This is a genomic window from Burkholderia sp. 22313 (assembly GCF_052045245.1).
Taxonomy (GTDB): Bacteria; Pseudomonadota; Gammaproteobacteria; order Burkholderiales; family Burkholderiaceae; genus Burkholderia.
This window is the reverse complement of the sequence record NZ_JBQEON010000001.1, coordinates 196,119-216,626: the sequence shown is the minus strand read 5'-3', so window position 1 is coordinate 216,626 and position 20,508 is coordinate 196,119. Positions and strand designations below refer to the sequence as shown.

At 63.1% G+C, this 20,508-nt stretch carries 10 protein-coding genes and 1 pseudogene; 9 read left to right on the top strand and 2 right to left on the bottom strand.

Going from position 1 to position 20,508, the window contains the following annotated elements:
- The first annotated feature begins 184 nt into the window (after positions 1–184).
- The 4 genes from ACTJKF_RS00890 (at position 185) to ACTJKF_RS00875 (ending at position 11,423) form a co-directional block, all read left to right on the top strand.
- The gene (locus ACTJKF_RS00890) at positions 185–6,781 is read left to right on the top strand and encodes a DUF3320 domain-containing protein (RefSeq protein WP_440621651.1); all 6,597 of its coding nucleotides are present in this window, start codon (positions 185–187) and stop codon (positions 6,779–6,781) included.
- Between the two features lie 305 nt (positions 6,782–7,086).
- The gene (locus ACTJKF_RS00885; protein ID WP_440621650.1) at positions 7,087–8,799 is read left to right on the top strand and encodes a DUF4236 domain-containing protein; all 1,713 of its coding nucleotides are present in this window, start codon (positions 7,087–7,089) and stop codon (positions 8,797–8,799) included.
- 114 nt (positions 8,800–8,913) lie between these two features.
- Complete coding sequence (locus ACTJKF_RS00880) at positions 8,914–9,660, top strand: AAA family ATPase (RefSeq protein ID WP_440621649.1); 747 nt, start codon at positions 8,914–8,916, stop codon at positions 9,658–9,660.
- A 212-nt stretch (positions 9,661–9,872) separates the two neighbouring features.
- Positions 9,873–11,423: a phospholipase D family protein gene (locus ACTJKF_RS00875; protein WP_440621648.1), complete on the top strand. Its 1,551-nt coding sequence runs from the start codon at positions 9,873–9,875 to the stop codon at positions 11,421–11,423.
- A gap of 484 nt (positions 11,424–11,907) precedes the next feature.
- Here the strand turns inward: ACTJKF_RS00875 and ACTJKF_RS00870 are convergent, their stop codons facing one another.
- Both ACTJKF_RS00870 and ACTJKF_RS00865 read right to left on the bottom strand, forming a co-directional pair.
- Positions 11,908–14,388, bottom strand: a complete 2,481-nt coding sequence (locus ACTJKF_RS00870; protein WP_440621647.1) for a mechanosensitive ion channel family protein — start codon at positions 14,386–14,388, stop codon at positions 11,908–11,910.
- Positions 14,389–14,703: 315 nt separating this feature from the next.
- Entirely contained in the window at positions 14,704–15,663 is a 960-nt protein-coding gene (locus ACTJKF_RS00865) for an LLM class oxidoreductase (RefSeq protein WP_440621646.1), read from the bottom strand.
- Positions 15,664–15,754: 91 nt separating this feature from the next.
- Between ACTJKF_RS00865 and ACTJKF_RS00860 the strand changes: the two are divergent.
- The 5 genes and pseudogenes from ACTJKF_RS00860 to ACTJKF_RS00840 all read left to right on the top strand — a co-directional run.
- Positions 15,755–15,895: pseudogene (locus tag ACTJKF_RS00860) on the top strand (lysozyme inhibitor LprI family protein); the annotation flags it as partial.
- Positions 15,896–16,914: 1,019 nt separating this feature from the next.
- Entirely contained in the window at positions 16,915–17,811 is an 897-nt protein-coding gene (locus ACTJKF_RS00855) for an NAD-dependent protein deacetylase (RefSeq protein WP_440621645.1), read from the top strand.
- Complete coding sequence (locus ACTJKF_RS00850) at positions 17,808–18,452, top strand: DUF938 domain-containing protein (RefSeq protein ID WP_440621644.1); 645 nt, start codon at positions 17,808–17,810, stop codon at positions 18,450–18,452. The genes ACTJKF_RS00855 and ACTJKF_RS00850 overlap by 4 nt, the downstream gene beginning before the upstream one ends.
- Before the next feature lie 97 nt (positions 18,453–18,549).
- Positions 18,550–19,962 carry an NADP-dependent phosphogluconate dehydrogenase gene (gndA, locus tag ACTJKF_RS00845; RefSeq protein WP_440621643.1) on the top strand — a complete coding sequence of 471 codons (1,413 nt, stop codon included), beginning with the start codon at positions 18,550–18,552 and terminating at the stop codon, positions 19,960–19,962.
- Positions 19,963–20,161: 199 nt separating this feature from the next.
- Positions 20,162–20,506: a DUF4148 domain-containing protein gene (locus tag ACTJKF_RS00840; protein WP_440621642.1), complete on the top strand. Its 345-nt coding sequence runs from the start codon at positions 20,162–20,164 to the stop codon at positions 20,504–20,506.
- Positions 20,507–20,508: the final 2 nt, after the last annotated feature.

The window sequence follows — 20,508 nt, the reverse complement described above, 5'->3', positions numbered from 1 at the left end:
CCCACTGCCGTTCGCATCCGAGGTCTGACTGTTGTTCGACGCGCTGGTGGGGTTCGCCAAGTGGAAGCTTCTGTACCGCTTGAACGGGGATTAGAAAGTACGGTTGGCACGGATGTTTCCGGAGGAAGCGAGCGTTCGTGGCAACACGTCTAGACGAATAGCTAGTTGTAGTTGGAGACCATTGATGGATACCGGGGTTGTCGAGCCGACGGATGAATCGGCAAAGACTTATTGCGTCCAGATTCAGGCGACCGTCGCTGGACGGGTCAATCTGGCAGACTTCCAGAACGCGGTGCCCGTGGTTCGGGAGCTTTCCATAGTTAACGAAACGGAAGACGCATTCCGGGACCTGAAGCTCACCGCGATTTCTAACCCACCATTCCTCAAGCCCAAGACTTGGCACCTAGACCATCTGGCGGCGGGGCAGACCCTGCGTATCACGGACCTTGATTTGTCTCTCGACGGTCCGCTGCTTGGCCGCCTGACTGAGTCGGAAAAGTCGGTGGTCACGCTCACACTCACTGCGCCAAACCGAGAGTCAGCCGAGGTTGCAGTTTCCGAGCAGACAGTCGAGCTTCTTCCAAGGAATCAGTGGGGCGGCCTGTCGTCGTTGCCGGACATGATTGCGGCCTTCGTTCAGCCGAACGAGCAGGCAGTCGAACGTGTGCTCAAGCAGGCTGCGGAGGTGCTACGCAAAGCGGGGAAGCCCGGCGGCATCAATGGCTATCAGGAAGGTGCAAAGCGCGCATGGGAACTCGCTTCTGCTATCTGGAATGCAATTGGCGCGATGGGACTCGACTATGCCGTACCTCCCGCGAGCTTCGAGCGGGACGGGCAGAAAGTGCGCGGGCCCAGCCAGATTGCGGAATCTGGACTCGCTACCTGTCTCGACCTGGCTTTGTTCGTCTGCGCGGCACTGGAGCAGGCGGGACTGAATCCAGTTCTCGTCTTCCAGCAGGGGCACGCTTTTCCCGGCGTCTGGCTGAAGCCCGAAGAGTTCTCGACCACTGTCATTGACGACATCACTGCTCTGCGGAAGCGGGTGAAGCTCAAAGAGATGGTCCTGTTCGAGTCGACCCTCCTTGCACAGAGGCCTCTGCCGACTTTCAGTTTCACTACGGCCAAAGGTGAGGAGCACATCTCCGAAGACGAAGAGCCGAAGTTCGAGCTGGCAATTGATATTCGACGCGCACGCCTGCAGCGCATCAAACCGCTTGCTAGCGAACACGCTGTAGTTCGTGGCACAGCTGGCACCGATGTGACCGAGGACCTGACTCCGCGGTGGGAGGATGCCCCTGAGTTTTTGGAGGAGCTTGAAGACGCGCATTCAGACGACGGGCAGGAGCGGCCGGAGGACCGTCTTACACGCTGGCAGCGAAGGCTCCTCGACCTGTCACTCAGGAACAATCTGCTGAGCTTCAAGTCGGGAAAGAAGTCCCTGAAGCTCGACGCGCCTGAGCCAGGACTGCTTGAGGATGTTCTGGCGGAGGGTCATGCGCTAAAGCTGCTGACCCGTCCGGACCTCATGGACGGTTCGGACCCACGCAGCCAGGCTATCCACGAGGCGCGCGAGCGCGAACACATTCGCCGCCAGCACGCCCTCGACGCGTTGACGCGCAAGGAAGTGTTTATCGGGTTGCCGCAGGACGAGATGGATTCTCGCCTGACTGAATTGTTCCGGAATTCCCGGACCACCTTGCAGGAGGGTGGTTCGAATACACTGTACCTCGCACTCGGCTTCCTATCGTGGACGCGCGACGACAAAGACGACAAGAAATATCGTGCACCTCTCATCCTCGTACCTGTCACACTCGAGCGTCGCAGTGCGCGCTCTGGCTTCAGTCTGAAGCTTTACGACGAAGAGGCCCGATTCAATCCGACGCTCATTGAAATGCTGCGTCAGGACTTCGAGCTCGAACTCGGTGTGAACGACGTCGAGCTGCCCAAGGATGACTCAGGCCTCGATGTTGCCGGAATCTGGAAAACGGTGTCCCATGCCATCAAGGACATCAAGGGCTGGGAGGTCGTGGAAGAAGTCGTTCTGGCCTCTTTCTCCTTTGCCAAATACTTGATGTGGCGGGACCTCACCGAACGTACCGAGCAGCTCAAACAGAACGCGGTAGTTCGTCACCTCATCGATACTCCGCGCGATTCGTATCAAAGTACGGTGGAGTTCCCTGATGTCAGGCGGCTGGATATCGAGCTGCCTGTGAAGGAGACGTTCTGCCCTCTACCAGCAGACTCGTCGCAGCTTTCCGCCGTGGTCGCGGGCAGCAAGGGCAAGGATTTTGTTCTGATTGGACCACCGGGCACCGGAAAGAGCCAGACGATTGCAAATCTCATTGCGCAGTGCCTCGCCGAGCGCAAGCGCGTTCTGTTCGTTTCCGAGAAGATGGCCGCGCTGGATGTCGTCTACCGGCGCCTCGCGGACGTCGGCCTTGGAAATTTCTGTCTCGAGCTTCACTCCAGCAAGGCGCGAAAGACTGATGTTCTTGAGCAGTTGAAAACGTCATGGGATGCCTCCGCCGTCCTCGCGCCTGAGCAATGGCACGCAGAAGCGGTCCGACTTGAAGGACTGAGGTCCCAGCTGAATGGATATGTTGAACGACTCCATCTTCGACACTCGAATGGCCTGAGCGTCTATGAGGCAATCGGTCGAGTCGTCGGCGGTCATGACCTGCCAGTGTTCCGGCTGACGTGGTCGTCGACCCAGGCGCATGACATGGAAGCGATGCGGGGCCTTCGCGAAACCGCCGAACTGCTCGATGTCAATGCCAAGGCATTCGGTGAAGAGAAGTTGACGTCAACCCCGTTGGCACATGTGGCTCAGACCGAGTGGTCGCCTCTCTGGGCGGCCGCGCTGGACGACGCTGCCCGCGCGGTACCAGACGTTGTGGTGCGCTTCGAGAAAGCAGCGGCTGACCTGCGCCAGGCTATAGGGCTGCCGGACCTGCCGTTGGACCCCCGAGTACGCGATGGTATGCGGATGCTCGCCGCGGTCCTGTCGTCCGCGTCTGGTTACGACTGGCGTTTTGCGCTACGTCCGGATGCAAAGGCTATTGCGGATGGATTGCGCCAGGCAACACCAATGTTGCAGCGGTACCGGGAATTGCTCGGCACGTTGTCGACGCCTTGCTCGAATCAGACACTCGAGGACCTGCGAGTAGGCATTAGCCATTTGCAACGCGATTCGGAATTGCATGCAGCTCTTTCCGTGCCTTGGAGCGAAACACTGCGCGCTCGCCTCGCCAAAGGTATCGAACTGCTGCGCACCCGACTTGACGTTCTCGGCCAGCTTTCGATTCCATACAAGGAGGGCATCCAGACAAGGACAATTGCCGAGTTGCAGTCTGACCTGCGTGAGCTCAAGGACTCGGGCTGGCCGATGAGCATGATGCGCAAACGGTCCTTGACGAAGAAGCTCAGGGAGCTGGCAGGCGGAAACGGTGGTGGCGAACCGAACATCGATGGTGATATCGAGAGTCTTGCGCGAATTGACGCCCTCAATAACGAAATCAAGGAATACGGTGACCTGTTCTCGCTCACTTCGAGCGTATGGACGGGGCTAAAAACAGACCTTGATGTAGTTTGTGCGCTCCTGTCATTCCAGACGGCCCTCGAGCGTGCTCGTGAACGCTCGAACTGGGATGACGTGGGCCTTGACCCAGTCAGCCGAGGGCAATGCGGCGATGCTGCTCAAGATGACCTGCAGCGGATGCGTGAGCTGCGGAAAATCGAGCAGGTTATTGCGAGCCTCGCTCATCTGGAAATCGAGACGGGCAAGGTCTGGACCGGTTACAAAACTGATGTTGTAGTTGCGAAAGCATATGTACCTTTTCAAGGAGCGCTCTCTGCTGCACGAGCAGAAACCCACTGGATGGATGACGGATATACGGTAATCGAGTCTGGACGCGCTGGCCCAACCGCGGCTACCGACATACGAAACATGCGCGAATTGGTTTCGTTGCATGCCAGAATTCAGGAGTTCGCAGACCTGTCAGGCAAGACGTCCGGTCTGTGGAGCGGTCTACAAACTAAGATTGATGGCATTGAGCCGGCCCTCAAGTTTCTCGAGTCTCTCTCGGCCGCACTGGCAAACCTCGCGAATACACCTGAATTGCTTGCAGCGGTCAAAGCCCCGGTCGCCCTTCTGCTTGGCGACAGCAATATTCTGCTTGAGCCGTCAGGCATCGTTGCTGGTACGAGGCGCACCTATGCCGAAGCGCTGCAGTCGTTTAATGAAGTTGTCGCTCAATTTGCTACTGCCAGCGGGCTGGCATCTTCGGAACACGCGACTCTGCATTCGCTTCTCCCCGGTCAAGTAGCGGAACGCGCTAGGCAGGTGGTGCAGAATGCTAATCGGCTGAAACTCTGGTGCGCCTGGCGGAAAGTCCGTCAGCATGCGCTTTCGCTGGGATTGGCCCCATTGGTTTCAGGTATCGAAGACGGCAATATTCAGCGTGGGCAGGTGAAGGCGGTCTTTGAGACCAACTACTGCCGCTGGTGGTTGAATGCTGTCGTGGATGGCGACGAGGTTCTGCGTAACTTTGTGTCCGCCGAGCACGAAAAACGCATCCAAGATTTTCGCGAGCTTGATGAGCAGTTCGTCGCTCTGACTCGGGCCTGGGTCAGAGCGCAACTTTCGTCCGGTCTTCCTTCGCCGGCGAGGGTCGCACTGGGCTCCGAGTGGGGGCTCCTGCGTTATGAGATGCAGAAGAAGACGCGACATCTTCCGTTGCGCGAACTTATGTCGAAGGCTTCTGGTGCAATTCTCAGGTTGACTCCTTGTCTGCTCATGAGCCCGCTGTCGATTGCCCAGTACCTACCGGCTGAGACCTCTGACTTTGATGTCGTGGTCTTCGACGAAGCTTCTCAGATTCCGGTCTGGGATGCGATTGGTGCGATGGCGCGGGCGCGGCAAGTCATCATGGTCGGTGACCCGAAGCAGCTCCCGCCGACCAGCTTCTTCGACCGTGCGGAATCCGACGTCGACGATACGGATGTCGAGGCGGAACTCGAGAGCATTCTGGAAGAATGTATCGGAGCGAACCTGCCGACAATGAAGCTGTCGTGGCACTACCGCAGCCGGCACGAGAGCCTTATTGCCTTCTCGAACTACCGGTACTACAGCGGCGACCTGGTTACATTCCCGAGTCCTGTCACCAACGACAGGGCTGTCAGTTTCAATCTCGTGCCTGACGGCAAGTATGAGCGCGGTGGAGCCCGTACCAACAAACCAGAGGCGAAGGCGCTTGTGGCCGACTTGGTCGGCAGACTGAAGTCCCCGGGATTCATCGACAGTCGGATGACGGTCGGTGTCGTCACGTTCAACACCGAGCAGCAGCGCCTGATTGAAGACCTCCTTGACGAGGAGCGTCGCAGGGACCCGTCAATCGAGCCGCACTTTGCTGAGTCGGCGCTTGAGCCGGTGTTCGTCAAGAATTTGGAAAGCGTTCAAGGTGACGAGCGGGACATCATGTACTTCTCGATTACCTACGGCCCTGGCATTGATGGCACGATGCCAATGAACTTCGGTCCGATGAACCAGCAGGGTGGGGAGCGGCGCCTCAATGTTGCTATCACGCGTGCTCGCCAGGAACTGCGTGTGTTTGGCAGCTTCAAGCCGGAGAAGATGGACCTGTCCCGAACGCAGGCGCTGGGTGTTCGAGACCTGAAGCACTTCCTCGAGTTTGCCGAGCGAGGAGCTCGCGCTTTGGGTGAAGCCGTTGCCGGCAGCATCGGCGACTTCGATAGCCCGTTTGAGAAGGCGGTGTGTGTGGCACTGGCGGAGAGGGGCTGGACGGTTCATCCTCAGGTGGGCGTATCGGCGTTTCGTATTGATCTTGGCGTGGTGGACCCCGATGCTCCTGGCCGCTATCTGGCAGGCGTTGAATGTGATGGCGCGACCTACCATCGCTCAGCGACGGCTCGTGACCGCGATAAGCTGCGCGAGCAGGTTCTGAGAGGGCTTGGTTGGGAAATCGTCCGAATCTGGTCGACAGACTGGTGGGTTGACATGCCGGGCACCCTCGAGAAGGTGGATAGTCAACTGCGAGCTTTGCTTGCGGTCAGACGAGAAGCAGAGGCAGCGGAGATGCAGAGCGCTGCAGCAATCGCGGACGAGGTCCTCGCCGCCGCAAAATCGGGTTCAGGCAGCGGATTCAGTAACGCAAATTCGGTGGAAGATGTTGCGCCGAAGGTGGTATCGAAGGCTGCAGTCTCCGAAGATGAAGCGCCGGTCATGTACGCTCGCGCCGCGTCAACGCCGATATCCGTTGAGCGCGAGGAGGCGATATTCGTTGAAGTTGACTTGACGATTTCCGACCACGAGCGTGACCCGGAGCTGTTCTTCGCTCACTCTTACGACGAGCGTCTGCTCGCAATGATTACAGCAGTCGTCAACGTCGAGGGACCCGTGCGCGACGAGGTTCTGGCAAGACGTATTGCTCGGGCGCATGGATGGTCCCGAACCGGCTCTCGCATTCTGAGTCGCGTGGTCGACCTCGCGTCGAAGCACTTCGATGCCGAGACTGAAGATGTTGGCCTGTTTATCTGGCCTAAGACTGTCAAGGCATCTTTAGCGTTCAGAAGTCCGCTGCCCGGAGCTACACGACCGGTAGATGAGGTTTCAATCGCAGAGCTGAGAACGCTTGCGACAAAACTGCAAGCCGAGGGGCATGACGAGGAGTCAGGGCTCAACGCCATGAGTCGAGAGTTGGGCCTCCTTCGACTGCGCGGCGCGAGCAGGGAGCGTTTGGAGCAAGCATGGCGATGTGAATAACGTTGAGTTCAGACGGGCCGCCGATAGCACCGCGCGCTCTGTTGACGAATCTCGCTAGACGAGCTCAAGGCGCTTGCTATAGAAATTCCGTAGGTAGGCCATGATACGAGTCGGGTGTTATCGCGATGGCACGCGATTGGTCTGAGCAAGGTCTCTGCAGTGAGTAAGGCTCGCCTGGAGAGAGTCGGGTCGAACGTCGTGGGTGGGGCTTCACTGGAGGCCCACTAACGCGCTCGTCTGTACAAGCGGGGGCTTGATGGGTAGCTCCAGCTGACGAAACGAATTGAGACAATACGGGGCTAAAAATGGGCTGGGGTTTCAGGAAGAGCATAAAGATTGCGCCTGGCGTTCGTCTGAACGTGAGCAAGAGCGGTGTCAGTACGTCGATTGGTGGCAAAGGATTTACCTACAATTCGCGCGGCCGTGTGACCGCTAGTATTCCTGGCACGGGTGTTCGCTTTACCCAGAACACCCGCGCAACACGTACATCGAATCCGGTACGCTCCGTGGTTGCCGGAAGTGGTCGCATCGATTCCGCGAGCACGGAACGTCTCTCGAAGCGGGAGCAGGCAGCTCGAGACTTCGTGGCCCAGGTGCAGGAGCGCACGGCGAATGCGCTGTTGTTGTACTTCATGTCGCACGGTGTCTACGTCCGACGAGAGGATTTGACGGATGCCGTAACGCTTGAGGAGCATCAAGGATTCGTCGAGACGCTCGCCCTTGAGTTTGAAGCCACGACCAAGGCAATTAAGTTGGCTGTCGACATCGGCTCGATATCGCTCGCCGAGAAAGAGAAGGCGATGCTTGCAGTCTATGAAGTCGAGCGCAAGTGTTCAGAAAATCTCGGCGATAGAGGGCAACTGGCGAACGAAGCCGCCACCCTTGCAAGCGTGGTGCGCTCGTGGCCGGTGGCTCCCACGTTAATGGCCCCGTTGGTTGTGGGGCTCATAGCAGCGTTTCTCCTGTTCATGGGTGGCATTGTCGCCGGCCTAATTCTGCTCCTGGTCGCGCTTGCACTTGGGGGCTTCAGCTTCGTATCGTTCAGCAAGAAAAAAACTGCTGCTGCAAACACGATTGCGGATGCCAACGAGCGGTTCGATGCGTTGTTGGCTGTCGAGGTGTCCGGGCGCCCGGCACTTGGTGAAGTCCGGGACAACACGCATGTCAAGGCAATCGGCTGCGGCGTTCTGCTTGTAGCCGTTTCTGCAGTTGCGTGGTCGTATCGAACACCGAATGCTTATCAGCCTGCGACAGCGACGCAAGGTGCCGAGAAATCTGTCGCATCGACGTCGAGCGTGGCCGCCGACACGGCACAGGGGGACGGAAAGCAACTCGACTTCGGTTGGATGGTCGGAAAGCTGCCGGTCGACGTGGTTACCGATAAGCGGTTTCGCGCGACCTTCAACCACGCTTCCAAGGCAGACTGGAAGCGATTCGTTGACCGGCTCGCGGTCGCGAATTCCAGGGGCATCGAGTTGCGAGACGGCTTTCTAGTAGGGCAAGGATGTAAGGCAGGTGCTTGTGGTTCGGATGCCGCCGCGTTTGCAATTGATGCGTCTACGGGTAAGGGCGATTTTGCGTTTCGGGAAACTGTCGACCCCGCATCCGGTAAGGCCATCATCAAAAGGGTGACATGGAAGGACCTGCCGCTGGATTCAACTCCGCTCGCCGAATGGGTGCACTCGACGGAGACCGAAGCGGCTTCAGACACAGCTGCACTCGCTCCGGCGCAATCGACCCTGCGGACAAGCTTCGATTGCAGCAAGGCGCATTCGGATGCTGAACACCTCATTTGCACTGATGCCCAGCTGGCTGCGGCTGACGTCGAGCTGGCTGCCATATATACCAAAGCAAAGGCGGCTGTCACGGACCAGGTAGCTTTCAAGGCACGAACGCTGGAGCAGTGGAACTACCGCGAGAAAGCCTGTCACGACCGCGAATGTCTGGCAAGGTGGTATGCGGACCAAAGAACCGTGCTCCAGCATATCGCTGAGACGGGCAATGCGGCAGCCGAATAGTTTCCGTTCTGGGACGCAGCAGTGGGGAGCACCGCCTATGTGGCCTAACGAGTAGGCAGGCCGTAATCACGGTGCAGGTGGCCATCGTTATCAAGAATCAGACAGAGGGTCAGCGTGGCGATTGTGCGTATCCAAAAATTGCAAGGTTATCGGATATTTCGGGACTTCACTTGGGATGGTTTGCCAGACTTCGGGCGATACAACCTGATATACGGTTGGAATGGTGCTGGAAAGACGTCGCTATCGTCGGTGTTCAGGTTCTTGCAAAGACAACAGCCTCTTGAGACAGGGGCTGTTGAGTTGGTAATTGACGGCAATGTGGTCACAGGGACGGACTTTGCTAGCGGGAAAGTGTCCTCCGTTCGCGTGTTCAATCGCGACTTCGTTGACCGCAACGTTTTTGAGACGCCAGGCGTAACGCTGCCTCCAGTGTTCTATCTTGGTGAGGATAGTGCTGAGAAACAGAGGGAGATAGTCGCTCTACAAGAGGAGAAGGACGCGCTCGCCAAGGACCTGGCGAGACTCACTGCGTACAAGGACTCGGAGACGTCCTCGCAGAATACGTTCTGTACCAGTCAGGCACGGAGCATTCGAAATCTCCTGTTGGGTGATGTGCGCTATAACAATTATGAGGCGCCGCGGTTCAAGCAGCTGATGCGCACTTTGTCTTCCACCAAGGTGCTGCAAGCCACCTTGACTGACGACATGCGAGCCGAGGCGGAGAGCCGCCATCCGCGGACAGCTTATGCTTTATTCCGCGGGCAGGTTACGACTAACGGCACAGCGTCGCAAAACCCGCGATCGCATCACGCGTCGCGGGTTTTTCTTTTGCGGTCGGACGGAATGTGTCGAACGCGTTGAACGCATTCACGTCGGCGCAGCATGTCGTATCGCCGCCACCGGGGAAACACGGAGAGCGTGCCGTCCCGATCCCGATCGAAGTATGCTGTAGCGCGACCGGCGTGCACGACCGGATGTCCGTCGAGCGCGCAAGCCGCCGACCCGCGCTGCGTGCGATCCGGCAGCCAGAACAAACACCAACCGACTTCGCCCGACAGTGAGGGGCGGCCATCATGACCATGCTGCGTTCGTGGGGTGCGATTCTCTCGTTGCTGATGCTTGCCGCGTGCGCCAGCCTGCCGCCGCAGGTCGACCGCGCGCCGACGCATGGGTTCACCGATACCGGCAACACGCGCCTCGGTGCGGCGTTCCGCCGGCAGGCTGCCGCCCATCCGGGGCAGGACGCGTTTCATCTGCTGCGCGATCCGGTCGATGCACTCGACGCGCGCGTGCTGCTCGCCGATCGCGCGGACCGCTCGCTGGACCTTCAGTACTACATCTGGCACGACGACCTGACCGGCCATGAGCTCGCGGACGCGATCATGCGCGCGGCCGATCGCGGGGTACGGGTGCGTGTGCTGCTCGACGATCTCGGCACGAATGCGGACGATCGCAAGCTGCTCCAGATCAGTTCGCATCCGAACATCGAGATCCGGTTGTTCAATCCGGTCGCCACGCGCCATTTCAAGAAGATCGGCACGGTGTTCGAGTTCTCGCGCGTCAACCGGCGCATGCACAACAAGGCGATGATCGCGGACAACCAGGCGGCGATCGTCGGCGGCCGCAATATCGGCGACGAGTATTTCGGCGCGTCGTCGATGCTGGAGTTCGGCGATCTCGATGTGGTCGTGCACGGCCCCGTCGTGAACGACATCTCGACGGAGTTCGATACGTTCTGGAACTCGCCGTATGCCTTTTCGATCGATGCGCTGGTCGGGCATGACGCGACGCCGGGCGGGCTCGATCGCGAGCGCGAACGGCTGCGCGACTACCTGCGCGCGATGGAGGACAATCCGTATGTGCTCGAGGCGCGGCATCGGCTCGATCAGATCGTGCACGGCCAGGGAACCGAGCTGTCATGGGGCCATGCGACGGTCCTGTACGACGATCCGGCGAAGATCGCACGCGCACCGAAGGACAGCGAAGGGCACCTGATGCCGCAATTGCGCGCGCTCGCGCTGCGGCCCGAGCACGAACTGCTGATCGTGTCGCCGTATTTCGTGCCGGGCCAGGACATGGTCGATCGACTGCGAGCGCTCACGGCGCGCGGCGTGAACGTGACGATCCTCACCAACTCGCTCGCATCGACCGACGTCGCGGCCGTGCATGCCGGTTACCGGCGCTATCGGCGCGAGCTGGTCGACGCCGGCGTGCGGCTTTACGAGCGGCGGCCGTCCGGCGACAAGAGCATCTCGAAGCAGGTCATCATCGGTTCGTCGCGCGCGTCGCTGCACGCGAAGACGTATGTGTTCGATCGCAAGAGCATCTTCATCGGCTCGATGAATCTCGATCCGCGCTCGCTGAATCTCAACACCGAGATCGGCGTTTACTGCGAGAGTCCGGCGATTGCGTCGGAAGTCGCGGCCGATCTGGAGCCGCGGCTCGACCTGATCGCGTGGCGGGTCGAAGCGAGAACCGACCCGGCCGGGAAGGGGCGGCTCAAATGGATTCAGACCGATGCGGACGGGAAGGTGACCGAGATCGATCACGAGCCGGAAGTGTCGGCGGCGCGGCGCATGGAGGTGTGGTTTCTCGGGCTGTTCCCGATCGAATCGCAGCTGTGATCCCGCTGCCAGCGCGGGCGGTTTGCGCGGACGCGCATCGTCGATCCTTACGCGATGTGCCGAAGGCCGCGCACACGGTTCCGGGCGTGCGAGACTCCGCCCCCGGAACCGCACCGCTCATCGCTCGATCAGCGCGCGAAATCCGACGTGCTCTGGATGAACGCGTTCAGCTTCGAGATGTTCACACTGCCGAAGCCCGTCGTCGCATCCCAGCCGGCCTTCGCCTTGTAGCCGTACGTGCCGCTGCCGTTGTTGCCGGCGGTGACGTCGTGCAGCAGTGTCGGTGTTTTGTAATTTCCGAGGTTCGATCCAGTTGCAATGGCAACTTCATCGACCGGATAATCCGCGGTTCGATTCGTAATGGCACGGCCGACCGCGAAGGGGAAGAAAAGCGCCGCGCGCCGAGCGCAGCGGTGAGCCGTCAGGCGGCACGGGCCCGATTACGGCACGACGCGCGGTGGTTGCGCCACCGGCATTCGCATGATCAGCCCGGCTTGCGCTCCGGCGGCGGGGGGGGCGGTTCGGCAGCGGGCGGGCCCGCGGCGTTGTCGCCGTTCGCGTTGCGCTCGCCGTTGCCGGGCACGACATGTCGCGAACCGTCGTCATACGCGACGAGGCTGCGCTGCGGATTCGCGATCCGGATCCCGCGTTCGCGGAACATCACCGCGATGCGCCGGTTGAATTCGCGCTGCACGCCCCAGCGTGCGGAGTCCTTGCACTGGATCTGTCCCGCCAGCGCGATCGTCGCGCCGTCGACCTGGTCGATGCCCCAGTAGCTGAAATCCGACAGGATGCCGTCCTTGTAATTCGGATCCTCGCGCAACGCCGCGCCGATTTCCTTGAGCGTCGCGATTGCGAGATCGATGTCCTGCCCATACGCGATGCTGACCTTGACGGCCGCGTTGCCGAGCCCGCGATTCGTGTTGTTGACGGTCGTCACCGAACTGAATGGGATCGTGTACAGCGAACCGTCGCCCGCGCGCAGCCGCACGGTGCGGATCGACAGGTATTCGACCGTGCCGGACACGCCGGCGAGCGTGACCCAGTCGCCCACCTGCATCGCATTCTCCATCAGCAGGAAGATCCCGGTGATGAAGTCCTGCACGAGCTTCTGCGAGCCGAACCCGAGCGCGACGCCGAAGATGCTGGCGCCGGCGAGCAGCGGGCCGACGTTCACGCCGATTTCGCTCAGGCCGGTCAGCACGACGACGAGCGCGATCATGATGAACAGCAGCGAACGCAGCATCGGCAGCAGGGTGCGCAAGCGCGCCGCGCGCACGAGGTTGCCTTCGCGCGTCCACTGTTGCAGGCGGCGCTCGATCGCGATGTTCGCGGCTTCCCAGACGATCAGCGCGACGACGGCCGCGATCGCGATCGTCATCAGCGCCGACGCGAGCCGATGGCCGATCGTGCCGGCCTGGAACGCGTGGAAGATCGGCACGCCCCAGATTTGCAGCAGCAGCACGACGGTCACGATGGCAATCACCGCCGACACGATCTGACGCAGCAGCGGGTAGTAGCGGTACGCGTGCAGATGAACGAGCGTGCGATCGTCGTCGCGGCGCTGGAACAGCCGCGCGAGCGCGCCGAACACGACGATCGACACGATCCGCATTCCGATCATCACGGCGATCGAGCGGCCGCCGAGCGTGATCAACACGCGGTAGCCGTTGTGCACGTCGAGTGCCCACACGAACCACAGTGCCATCACGACGAATACCGACACGGGCGCCCACGCGTCGGCGAGCGCATTGCTGACCATCGCGGCGGTCGGCCGGTTTTCGCCGGCTGCACGAATGCGCGTGGCGACCGGTTGACGGCACCGCAGGATCAGCACCGAGACCATCAGGTGGCCGACGAGCGCGACGGCCTTCAGCAGCGCGATGTGGCTGGCGTCGCTGAGGCCGAAGCTCGCGGCAACCTCGACCGCGGCCGTGAGGGCGCCGACGACGATCGCGATCCGCGCGATCGAGCGCTGCGCGACCGCGGCCCATGCGTCGCTGATATGCACCAGCCGCAGTTGCCGCGCGTCGGGCTGGAAGAACAGCCGGCTGACGATCGTCACGAGGCGGCAGATCACGTAGATGTCGATCAGCGATTCGAGCGCGGTATCGGTCGGCGTGTCGGCACCGTCGAGGACCGACATCGTCAGGCTCGCGACGCCGACGAACACGAGCAGCGGCACCACCCGCAGTGCGAGGCTGACCAGCGCGCGCGGCATCCGGCGCAGCAGCGTGGTGTGGCGGCGCGCATGGCCGCGGCCTTGCGACGACGTATGGGGCGTGGCGGCCGCGTCGGCCTTGATGGTCGTGGCCGCGGCCGCGGTGTCGCCCGGCTTCGTCGGTGGCGCGGTCTCGTCGTCGTCGTCGGGCTCGGGCGATTCGGCTTCATTCGGGCGCGGCGATTCGGCGCGGCGCACGCCAAGGGCGGCCAGTGCGCGTCGCAGCAGTCGCTTCGCGAACCATTCGACGACGAGCGCGGGCACGAGCACCGCAAGGAGGATCCCGATCGCGCGCGTGAGATCCGCGCGTTCGTCGGCCCGTACCAGCCGCTCGTGCCACCAGGTGCCCACCGAGCCGACATCGAGCAGCGAGCGCAGCGATTCGTTCAGCGCACCGCCGATTTCGGCGGCCCAGTGCGCTCCCTGCCGGACCAGCATCGACGCCAGCCCGTTCGTGGTGAGCGCGGCGGGGGCGGCGGCCGATGCCGCGCTGGCCGGCGCCGCGCCGCTGGCCGGCAGCGCGGGCGTGCTCAGCACGCCGACGGCCGCGATCGCGCGCAACGTCGTTTCGACTTGTTGGCGCTCGCGCGGGTTCTGCAGGACGGAGAGCGCCTGCTGCGCCTGTTGCGGTGTCAGCGCGGGCACGGCGCCGGAGGCGGCCGATGCGGCGGCGGGGGCAGGCGTGGCCGCGTGGGCGGCCGATACGATGGCGGCGAGCAGCCAGCCGAGCAGGAAATGTCGCATGAATGGGCAGGCGGGCGCGCATCGCGGTGCGGCCCGCCAGGCTGGACGATGGACGGAAGTTAACATGATCGCGAGCGGGGCCGAATAGTTCCTTCGATGAGTATTCGTATCGGGCATGCGGCAAGCGCTGCGGGCGTCTACAGCATGCCGGACAATTCGTTTCGAGTGACGTCGGCGTCAGTCCGGGCCGTTCGTGCTCCGCTGTTCGGGCAGGTCGTTTCGGCCGGACCGGGAACGAAGCATGCTCGGCGGCGCATCGGTCCGGCGCAATCCACGTCTTACGCTACCTGCGATGCGTTCCGGATTCCTGATGAATCAGTCCTGCCCGCCGTGAAAGATCGGCAGGACGTGCTCGGCGATTTCCTCGACGACCTCGCGCACGGGCCGCGCTGAACCGGGATTCAGCGTGACATGATGGGTGCCGGCCGCCCGCATGTCCTGCAGGATGTCGATCAGCGCATCCCGGCCGGTTGCGTAACCGAGCGGCAGCGCGGTGGCCGGCCCATCGCGCTTCGCGTCGAGATCGAGCCGCATCGATACGCCGAACGCGCGAAACGCCGGCTGGGCGAGCCGCTCGACGGCCGCGCGCCACATCGAATAACGGGCGCGCTGCGTGTCCGGATCGCGGTGGTACGTCATCCAGCCGATCGCGTTCCGTGCGATCCAGTCGACGCTTTGCCCGCCCGAGCCGACCGCGAGCATCGGCACCGCGTCGTCGCCGCGCGGCAGCAGCGTGAAATCGGGCGCGTCGGGCGGCGTCTCGTCGGGCAGCACGCGGGACGGCACGCCGAGCGCGGCCGCGACGATGTCCCAATGGCGGCGATAGCGGTCGCGCCGCGTGTCCGCATCGACGCCGAACGCCGCATATTCGGGCGGCCGGTCGCCGGAGCCGAGGCCGAGGATGAAGCGTCCGCCGGACAGCGTCGCGACCGACAGCGCGCCTTTCGCGATATGCAGCGGATGGCGCAGCGGCAGCACGATCGCGCCGCTGGCGAGCGCGATCCGGTGCGTGCGCGCTGCGAGCGCGCCGAGCAGCACCCACGGATCGAGATGCCCGACCGGGTCGGGGTAGTCGGCGCTGTTGAGCGGCACGTCGCGAATCCACAGCGCGCGAAAGCCGAGCGAATCGGCCAGCGCCGCCAGTTCGAGCTGCTCGTTGAAATCGGCGACGGCATGGCCGCGGCGCAGCAGCGGCAGCGTGAGGCCGATCGACAGCCGCTCGGGCGCGAATACGCGATGGGCAACGTCGGCGCGCTCGGAGGCGGGCAGGGTCATGTCCATTCCTTGAAGACGGGGCGAAGGGCGTGCGCGCCGCGCCGTGTCCGCATGCTAACGTGTTTGCGCGCCGCTTGCGCCGCACGAGCGGCGCTGGCTCAAGGCGCGGGGCGCACGATGCGCGGAGTCGCGGCAGTCGGACGCCGGCGGCACGCTCGGCCTGATCGAATACGACGGTTGCCGTGTCGACGCCACCGAACGCCGCGTGAAGGTGCTCGAAGCCTATCGTTGACGGCAGCGTTCGAGCGGCGGCGCCGGCACTCGGCCGACGCGGGCGGTTGCAGGCTGATCGTCAGCATCGTGCGGGCCCGAGCGCGACGCCGCTCCACGGCCCGCGCACGCGTCCCATTCCTGTAACACCGGCGTCCTGCCCGCTTCCCGTCGACCGGGCGGGCCGTTTCCCGTCGTTTCACTTTCGAAACGTTTGCGCGTATCTGTCGCCGTGCAATTTGCATCGGATCATTTCATCGGCCCGTGTGGCCTTGCGCCGCGAAACATGGTGCGCTCCTTGCATGTCTGTATGCGCCGTGAGCGCGATCGCCGGCGGAGTACGACCGGGCGATCGCTTCAGTGGGTCGGATGCATCGAAGACAGGGACAAGACAATGAGAACAGACCAAATCGCAACGAGTCATGTTGCAAACATGAATCGCCGACCTGCCCGTGAATTCGCTTCGCCGTTGATTGCGGCGACATGAGCGCGCGGCTTTCCGTTCCATCCGGACCAATCGGGTTTGTTCCGAACGACGACGTGCAGGTGTGACGCACGAGGTCGACCGGTGCCAGTCGGCCGTCGGGAATGAACCGCGAGTGCGCGCCGATGGGCGACCATGACTTCCGGACCGTCATTCCGACGCGCGAATTGCCAGCGCGCCGCACGCGTCGCATGCGCGTGCGTGCCGCACGCGGCGCATGGCGGCGAACCGGCAAAGCCGAAACGGTCCGGAAGGACGGGCCGGCGGCGCGGCGATCCGCGCAACATCAGCAAATCGCAGGCGTAGTTCAGGGGAATGGTCCGCCGGCCGCACCGCGGCGGATCCGACGACATTGTGCTGTCAGTTGATCCACTACCCCGATGGATCAATTGTTGAAGCGCCCATCGCCATGTGGTCGATGGGCGTCTTTTTTGGCAGCGCCGGTTTCGCGCGTGGACCGCCGGCCCGATCGCACGGCGTTCTGTATCATGTGCTGGCGCGTTGGCCGCCCGTGCGGGCGCACGGCCTGCCTGCGTGCCCGATCACCCGCCGTCAACATGAACGATACCGACTTGCACGACCCCTCATCCGCCAGCATCGAGCCGGCCGCGCTCGATGCGCTGCACACGTTCGTCGAGCGCCATCCGCGGCTGTTCGTGCTGACCGGCGCGGGCATCAGCACGGATTCCGGCATTCCCGGTTATCGCGACCGCAACGGTCAATGGATGCGCTCGCCGCCGATCCAGCTCCACGAATTCCTCGGTTCCGACGCCGCGCGCCGACGCTACTGGGCGCGCAGCATGATCGGCTGGCCGGTGGTCGGCCGCGCGCAGCCGAACCGGTCGCACGTCGCGCTCGCGCGGCTCGGCGGCACCGGCCGGATCGAACGCCTCGTCACGCAGAACGTCGACGGCCTGCACCAGCGCGCGGGCAGCGACGACGTGATCGAACTGCATGGCGGCATCAACGGCGTCACGTGCCTCGATTGCGGCGCGGATCATGCGCGCGCGACGATCCAGACCGTGCTCGAAACGGATAACCCCGAATTGCTGGGCGCGCAGGCGGAGCCTGCCGCCGACGGCGACGCGCACCTCGAATGGGCCGCGCTCGACACGTTCCGCATCCCGGCCTGCCCGGCCTGCGGCGGGCTGCTGAAGCCGGCGGTGGTGTTCTTCGGCGAGAACGTGCCGCGCGAACGCGTCGCGCGCGCGTCGCAGGCGCTCGACGCGGCCGATGCGCTGCTCGTGGTCGGCTCGTCGCTGATGGTGTATTCCGGCTACCGGTTCTGCGTGTGGGCGCAGGCGCAGGACAAGCCTGTCGCCGCGCTGAACCTCGGCCACACGCGTGCCGATCCGATGCTGACGCTGAAGATCGAAGCGCGTTGCGCGCCTGCGCTCGATGCGCTGAATGCGCGGCTGGGTGTCGCCGGCAGCGCGCCGGAGCACGCATCGTGACCGGGCCGGCGTCTACGCCCGATCCGTCCGCGCGGCTGTTGGCGCCCGCGGCCGAGCGCAACCGCGGGCCGATCCTCGACGTGCTGCGCCGCGTGTTGCCGGCGAGCGGCAGCGTGCTCGAGATCGCCAGCGGCACCGGGCAGCATGCCGTCCACTTCGCGCAGGCGCTGCCGGGCCTGCGCTGGCAGCCGAGCGACCCCGACGCGCACGCGCGCCGCTCGATTGCCGCATGGGTCGCGCATGCGGGCCTCCCGAATCTCGCCGAGCCGCTCGCGTTCGACGTGCGCGACGCGTCGTCGTGGCCGGGCGTGGCGCTCGACGCGATCGTCTGCATCAACATGATTCACATCTCGCCGTGGGCCTGCACCGACGCACTGTTTGCCGGCGCGGCACGCGTATTGCGCCCCGGTGGCGTGCTGTTCCTGTACGGCCCGTATCGCCGCGAAGGCCGGCACACGGCACCGTCCAACGAAGCATTTGACCAGCAGTTGCGCAGCCGCGACCCGTCGTGGGGCGTGCGCGATCTCGAGGCGGTCGTCGCGCTCGGCCTCGACCGCGGGCTCGACTGCGTCGAGGTCGTCGAGATGCCGGCCAACAACCTGAGCGTCGTGTTCCGGCGTCTGCCGCACGCCGAGCAGTGACGCGCATGCGCGCATCGCGGCCGGGTTTCCACTATCCTTTCGCCTGTGCGCGCGGCCCGGTTCGGGTCGCGCCCCGTTTTTTCCGGAGAATTGAATAATGGGCAAACAAGCAATCGGTGTGATCGGGCTCGCGGTGATGGGCCGCAATCTCGCACTCAATATCGAGAGCCGCGGTTACGCGGTGTCGGTGTACAACCGCAGCCGCGAGAAAACCGACGAACTGATCGCCGAATTCCCCGGCCGCAATCTGGTGCCGACCTATACGCTCGAAGAATTCGTCGCATCGCTCGAAACGCCGCGCCGGATCCTGATGATGGTGAAGGCCGGCGAAGCGACCGATGCGACGATCGCATCGCTCAAGCCGCTGCTCGAGAAGGGCGACGTGCTGATCGACGGCGGCAATACGCACTTTACCGACACGATCCGCCGCAACCAGGAACTCGCGCAATCGGGCCTGCACTTCATCGGCACCGGCGTGTCGGGCGGCGAAGAGGGCGCGCTGCGCGGCCCGTCGATCATGCCTGGCGGCCAGCGCGACGCGTACGACCTGGTCGAGCCGATCCTCAAGCAGATCGCCGCGAAGGCGCCGTCGGACGGCGAGCCGTGCGTCGCGTACATGGGCCCGGACGGTGCGGGCCACTATGTGAAGATGGTCCACAACGGGATCGAATACGGCGACATGCAGCTGATCGCCGAGAGCTATGCGGTGCTGAAGGACGTCGCCGGCCTGACCAACGACGAACTCGGCGCGGTGTACACCGAGTGGAACCAGGGCGAACTCGACAGCTATCTGATCGAGATCACGTCGAAGATCTTCGGCAAGAAGGACGACGAAACCGGCAAGCACCTCGTCGACGTGATTCTCGACCGCGCCGCGCAGAAGGGCACCGGCAAGTGGACGAGCCAGAACGCGCTGGATCTCGGCGTGCCGCTGCCGCTCATCACCGAGTCGGTGTTCGCGCGCGTGCTGTCGTCGCTGAAGACCGAGCGCGTCGCGGCCAGCAAGATCCTGTCGGGCCCGGCCGCCGCGCCGTTCGACGGCGATCGTGCCGCGTTCGTCGAAGCAGTGCGCCGCGCGCTGTACCTGAGCAAGGTGATCTCGTACGCACAGGGCTTCGCGCAATTGCGCACGGCGTCCGAAGAGTACGGCTGGAACCTCGATCTCGGGACGATCGCGAAGATCTTCCGCGCGGGCTGCATCATCCGTGCGCGCTTCCTGCAGAAGATCACGGACGCATACGCGCAGGATCCGGTGCTCGCGAACCTGCTGCTCGATCCGTACTTCAAGGACATCGCCGCGAATTACCAGGCCTCGCTGCGCGACGTCGTGGTGGCGGCGGTGAAGGCGGGCGTGCCGGTGCCGGCGTTCGCGTCGGCGGTCGCTTACTTCGACAGCTACCGTTCGGAGCGGCTGCCGGCGAACCTTGTGCAGGCGCAGCGAGACTTCTTCGGCGCGCACACGTTCGAGCGGACCGACAAGCCGGGCAGCTTCCACGCGAACTGGTCGTAACTAGCAGGCGAGGCGGTATTGTTGCGAAATTCTATTCTTCGAGTAGGGTTTCTCCTTCCCGGATGTCGGAATTGTTGGCACTCAGGAAACAGTGTTTTCGTTGTTTCATGGTTTTCCCTAGGTGATCTCCGGACTAAACTTTGATCAATCGCTGCAGACATGGTGTGTGCGGCGAAGCAAAAAAATCCCGGAGGTAATCATGAAATCGCTGATCGCAACGTTCGCTGCAGCTGCCGTTCTCGCCGTTCCCGCCGTGTCGTTTGCCCAACAGAGCGCGCCTGTCACCCGTGCGCAGGTGAAGTCTGAACTGTCCGCGCTGCAACAGGCCGGCTACAAGCTGGGCAGCGACCGTACCGACTACCCGGCAAGCATCCAGGCCGCCGAAGCTCGCCTGAACCCGCAACAGAACGTCGCCGCTGCCGATACGAGCGGCTACGGTGCCCAGCCCGCTGCCCAACAAGAGTCGGGCGCGCCGGCAGTCGCCAAGACCGGCTGGCAGGTCAAGCGCGTGTCGGATGGCGCACCGGTCTACAAGGGTCGTTAATC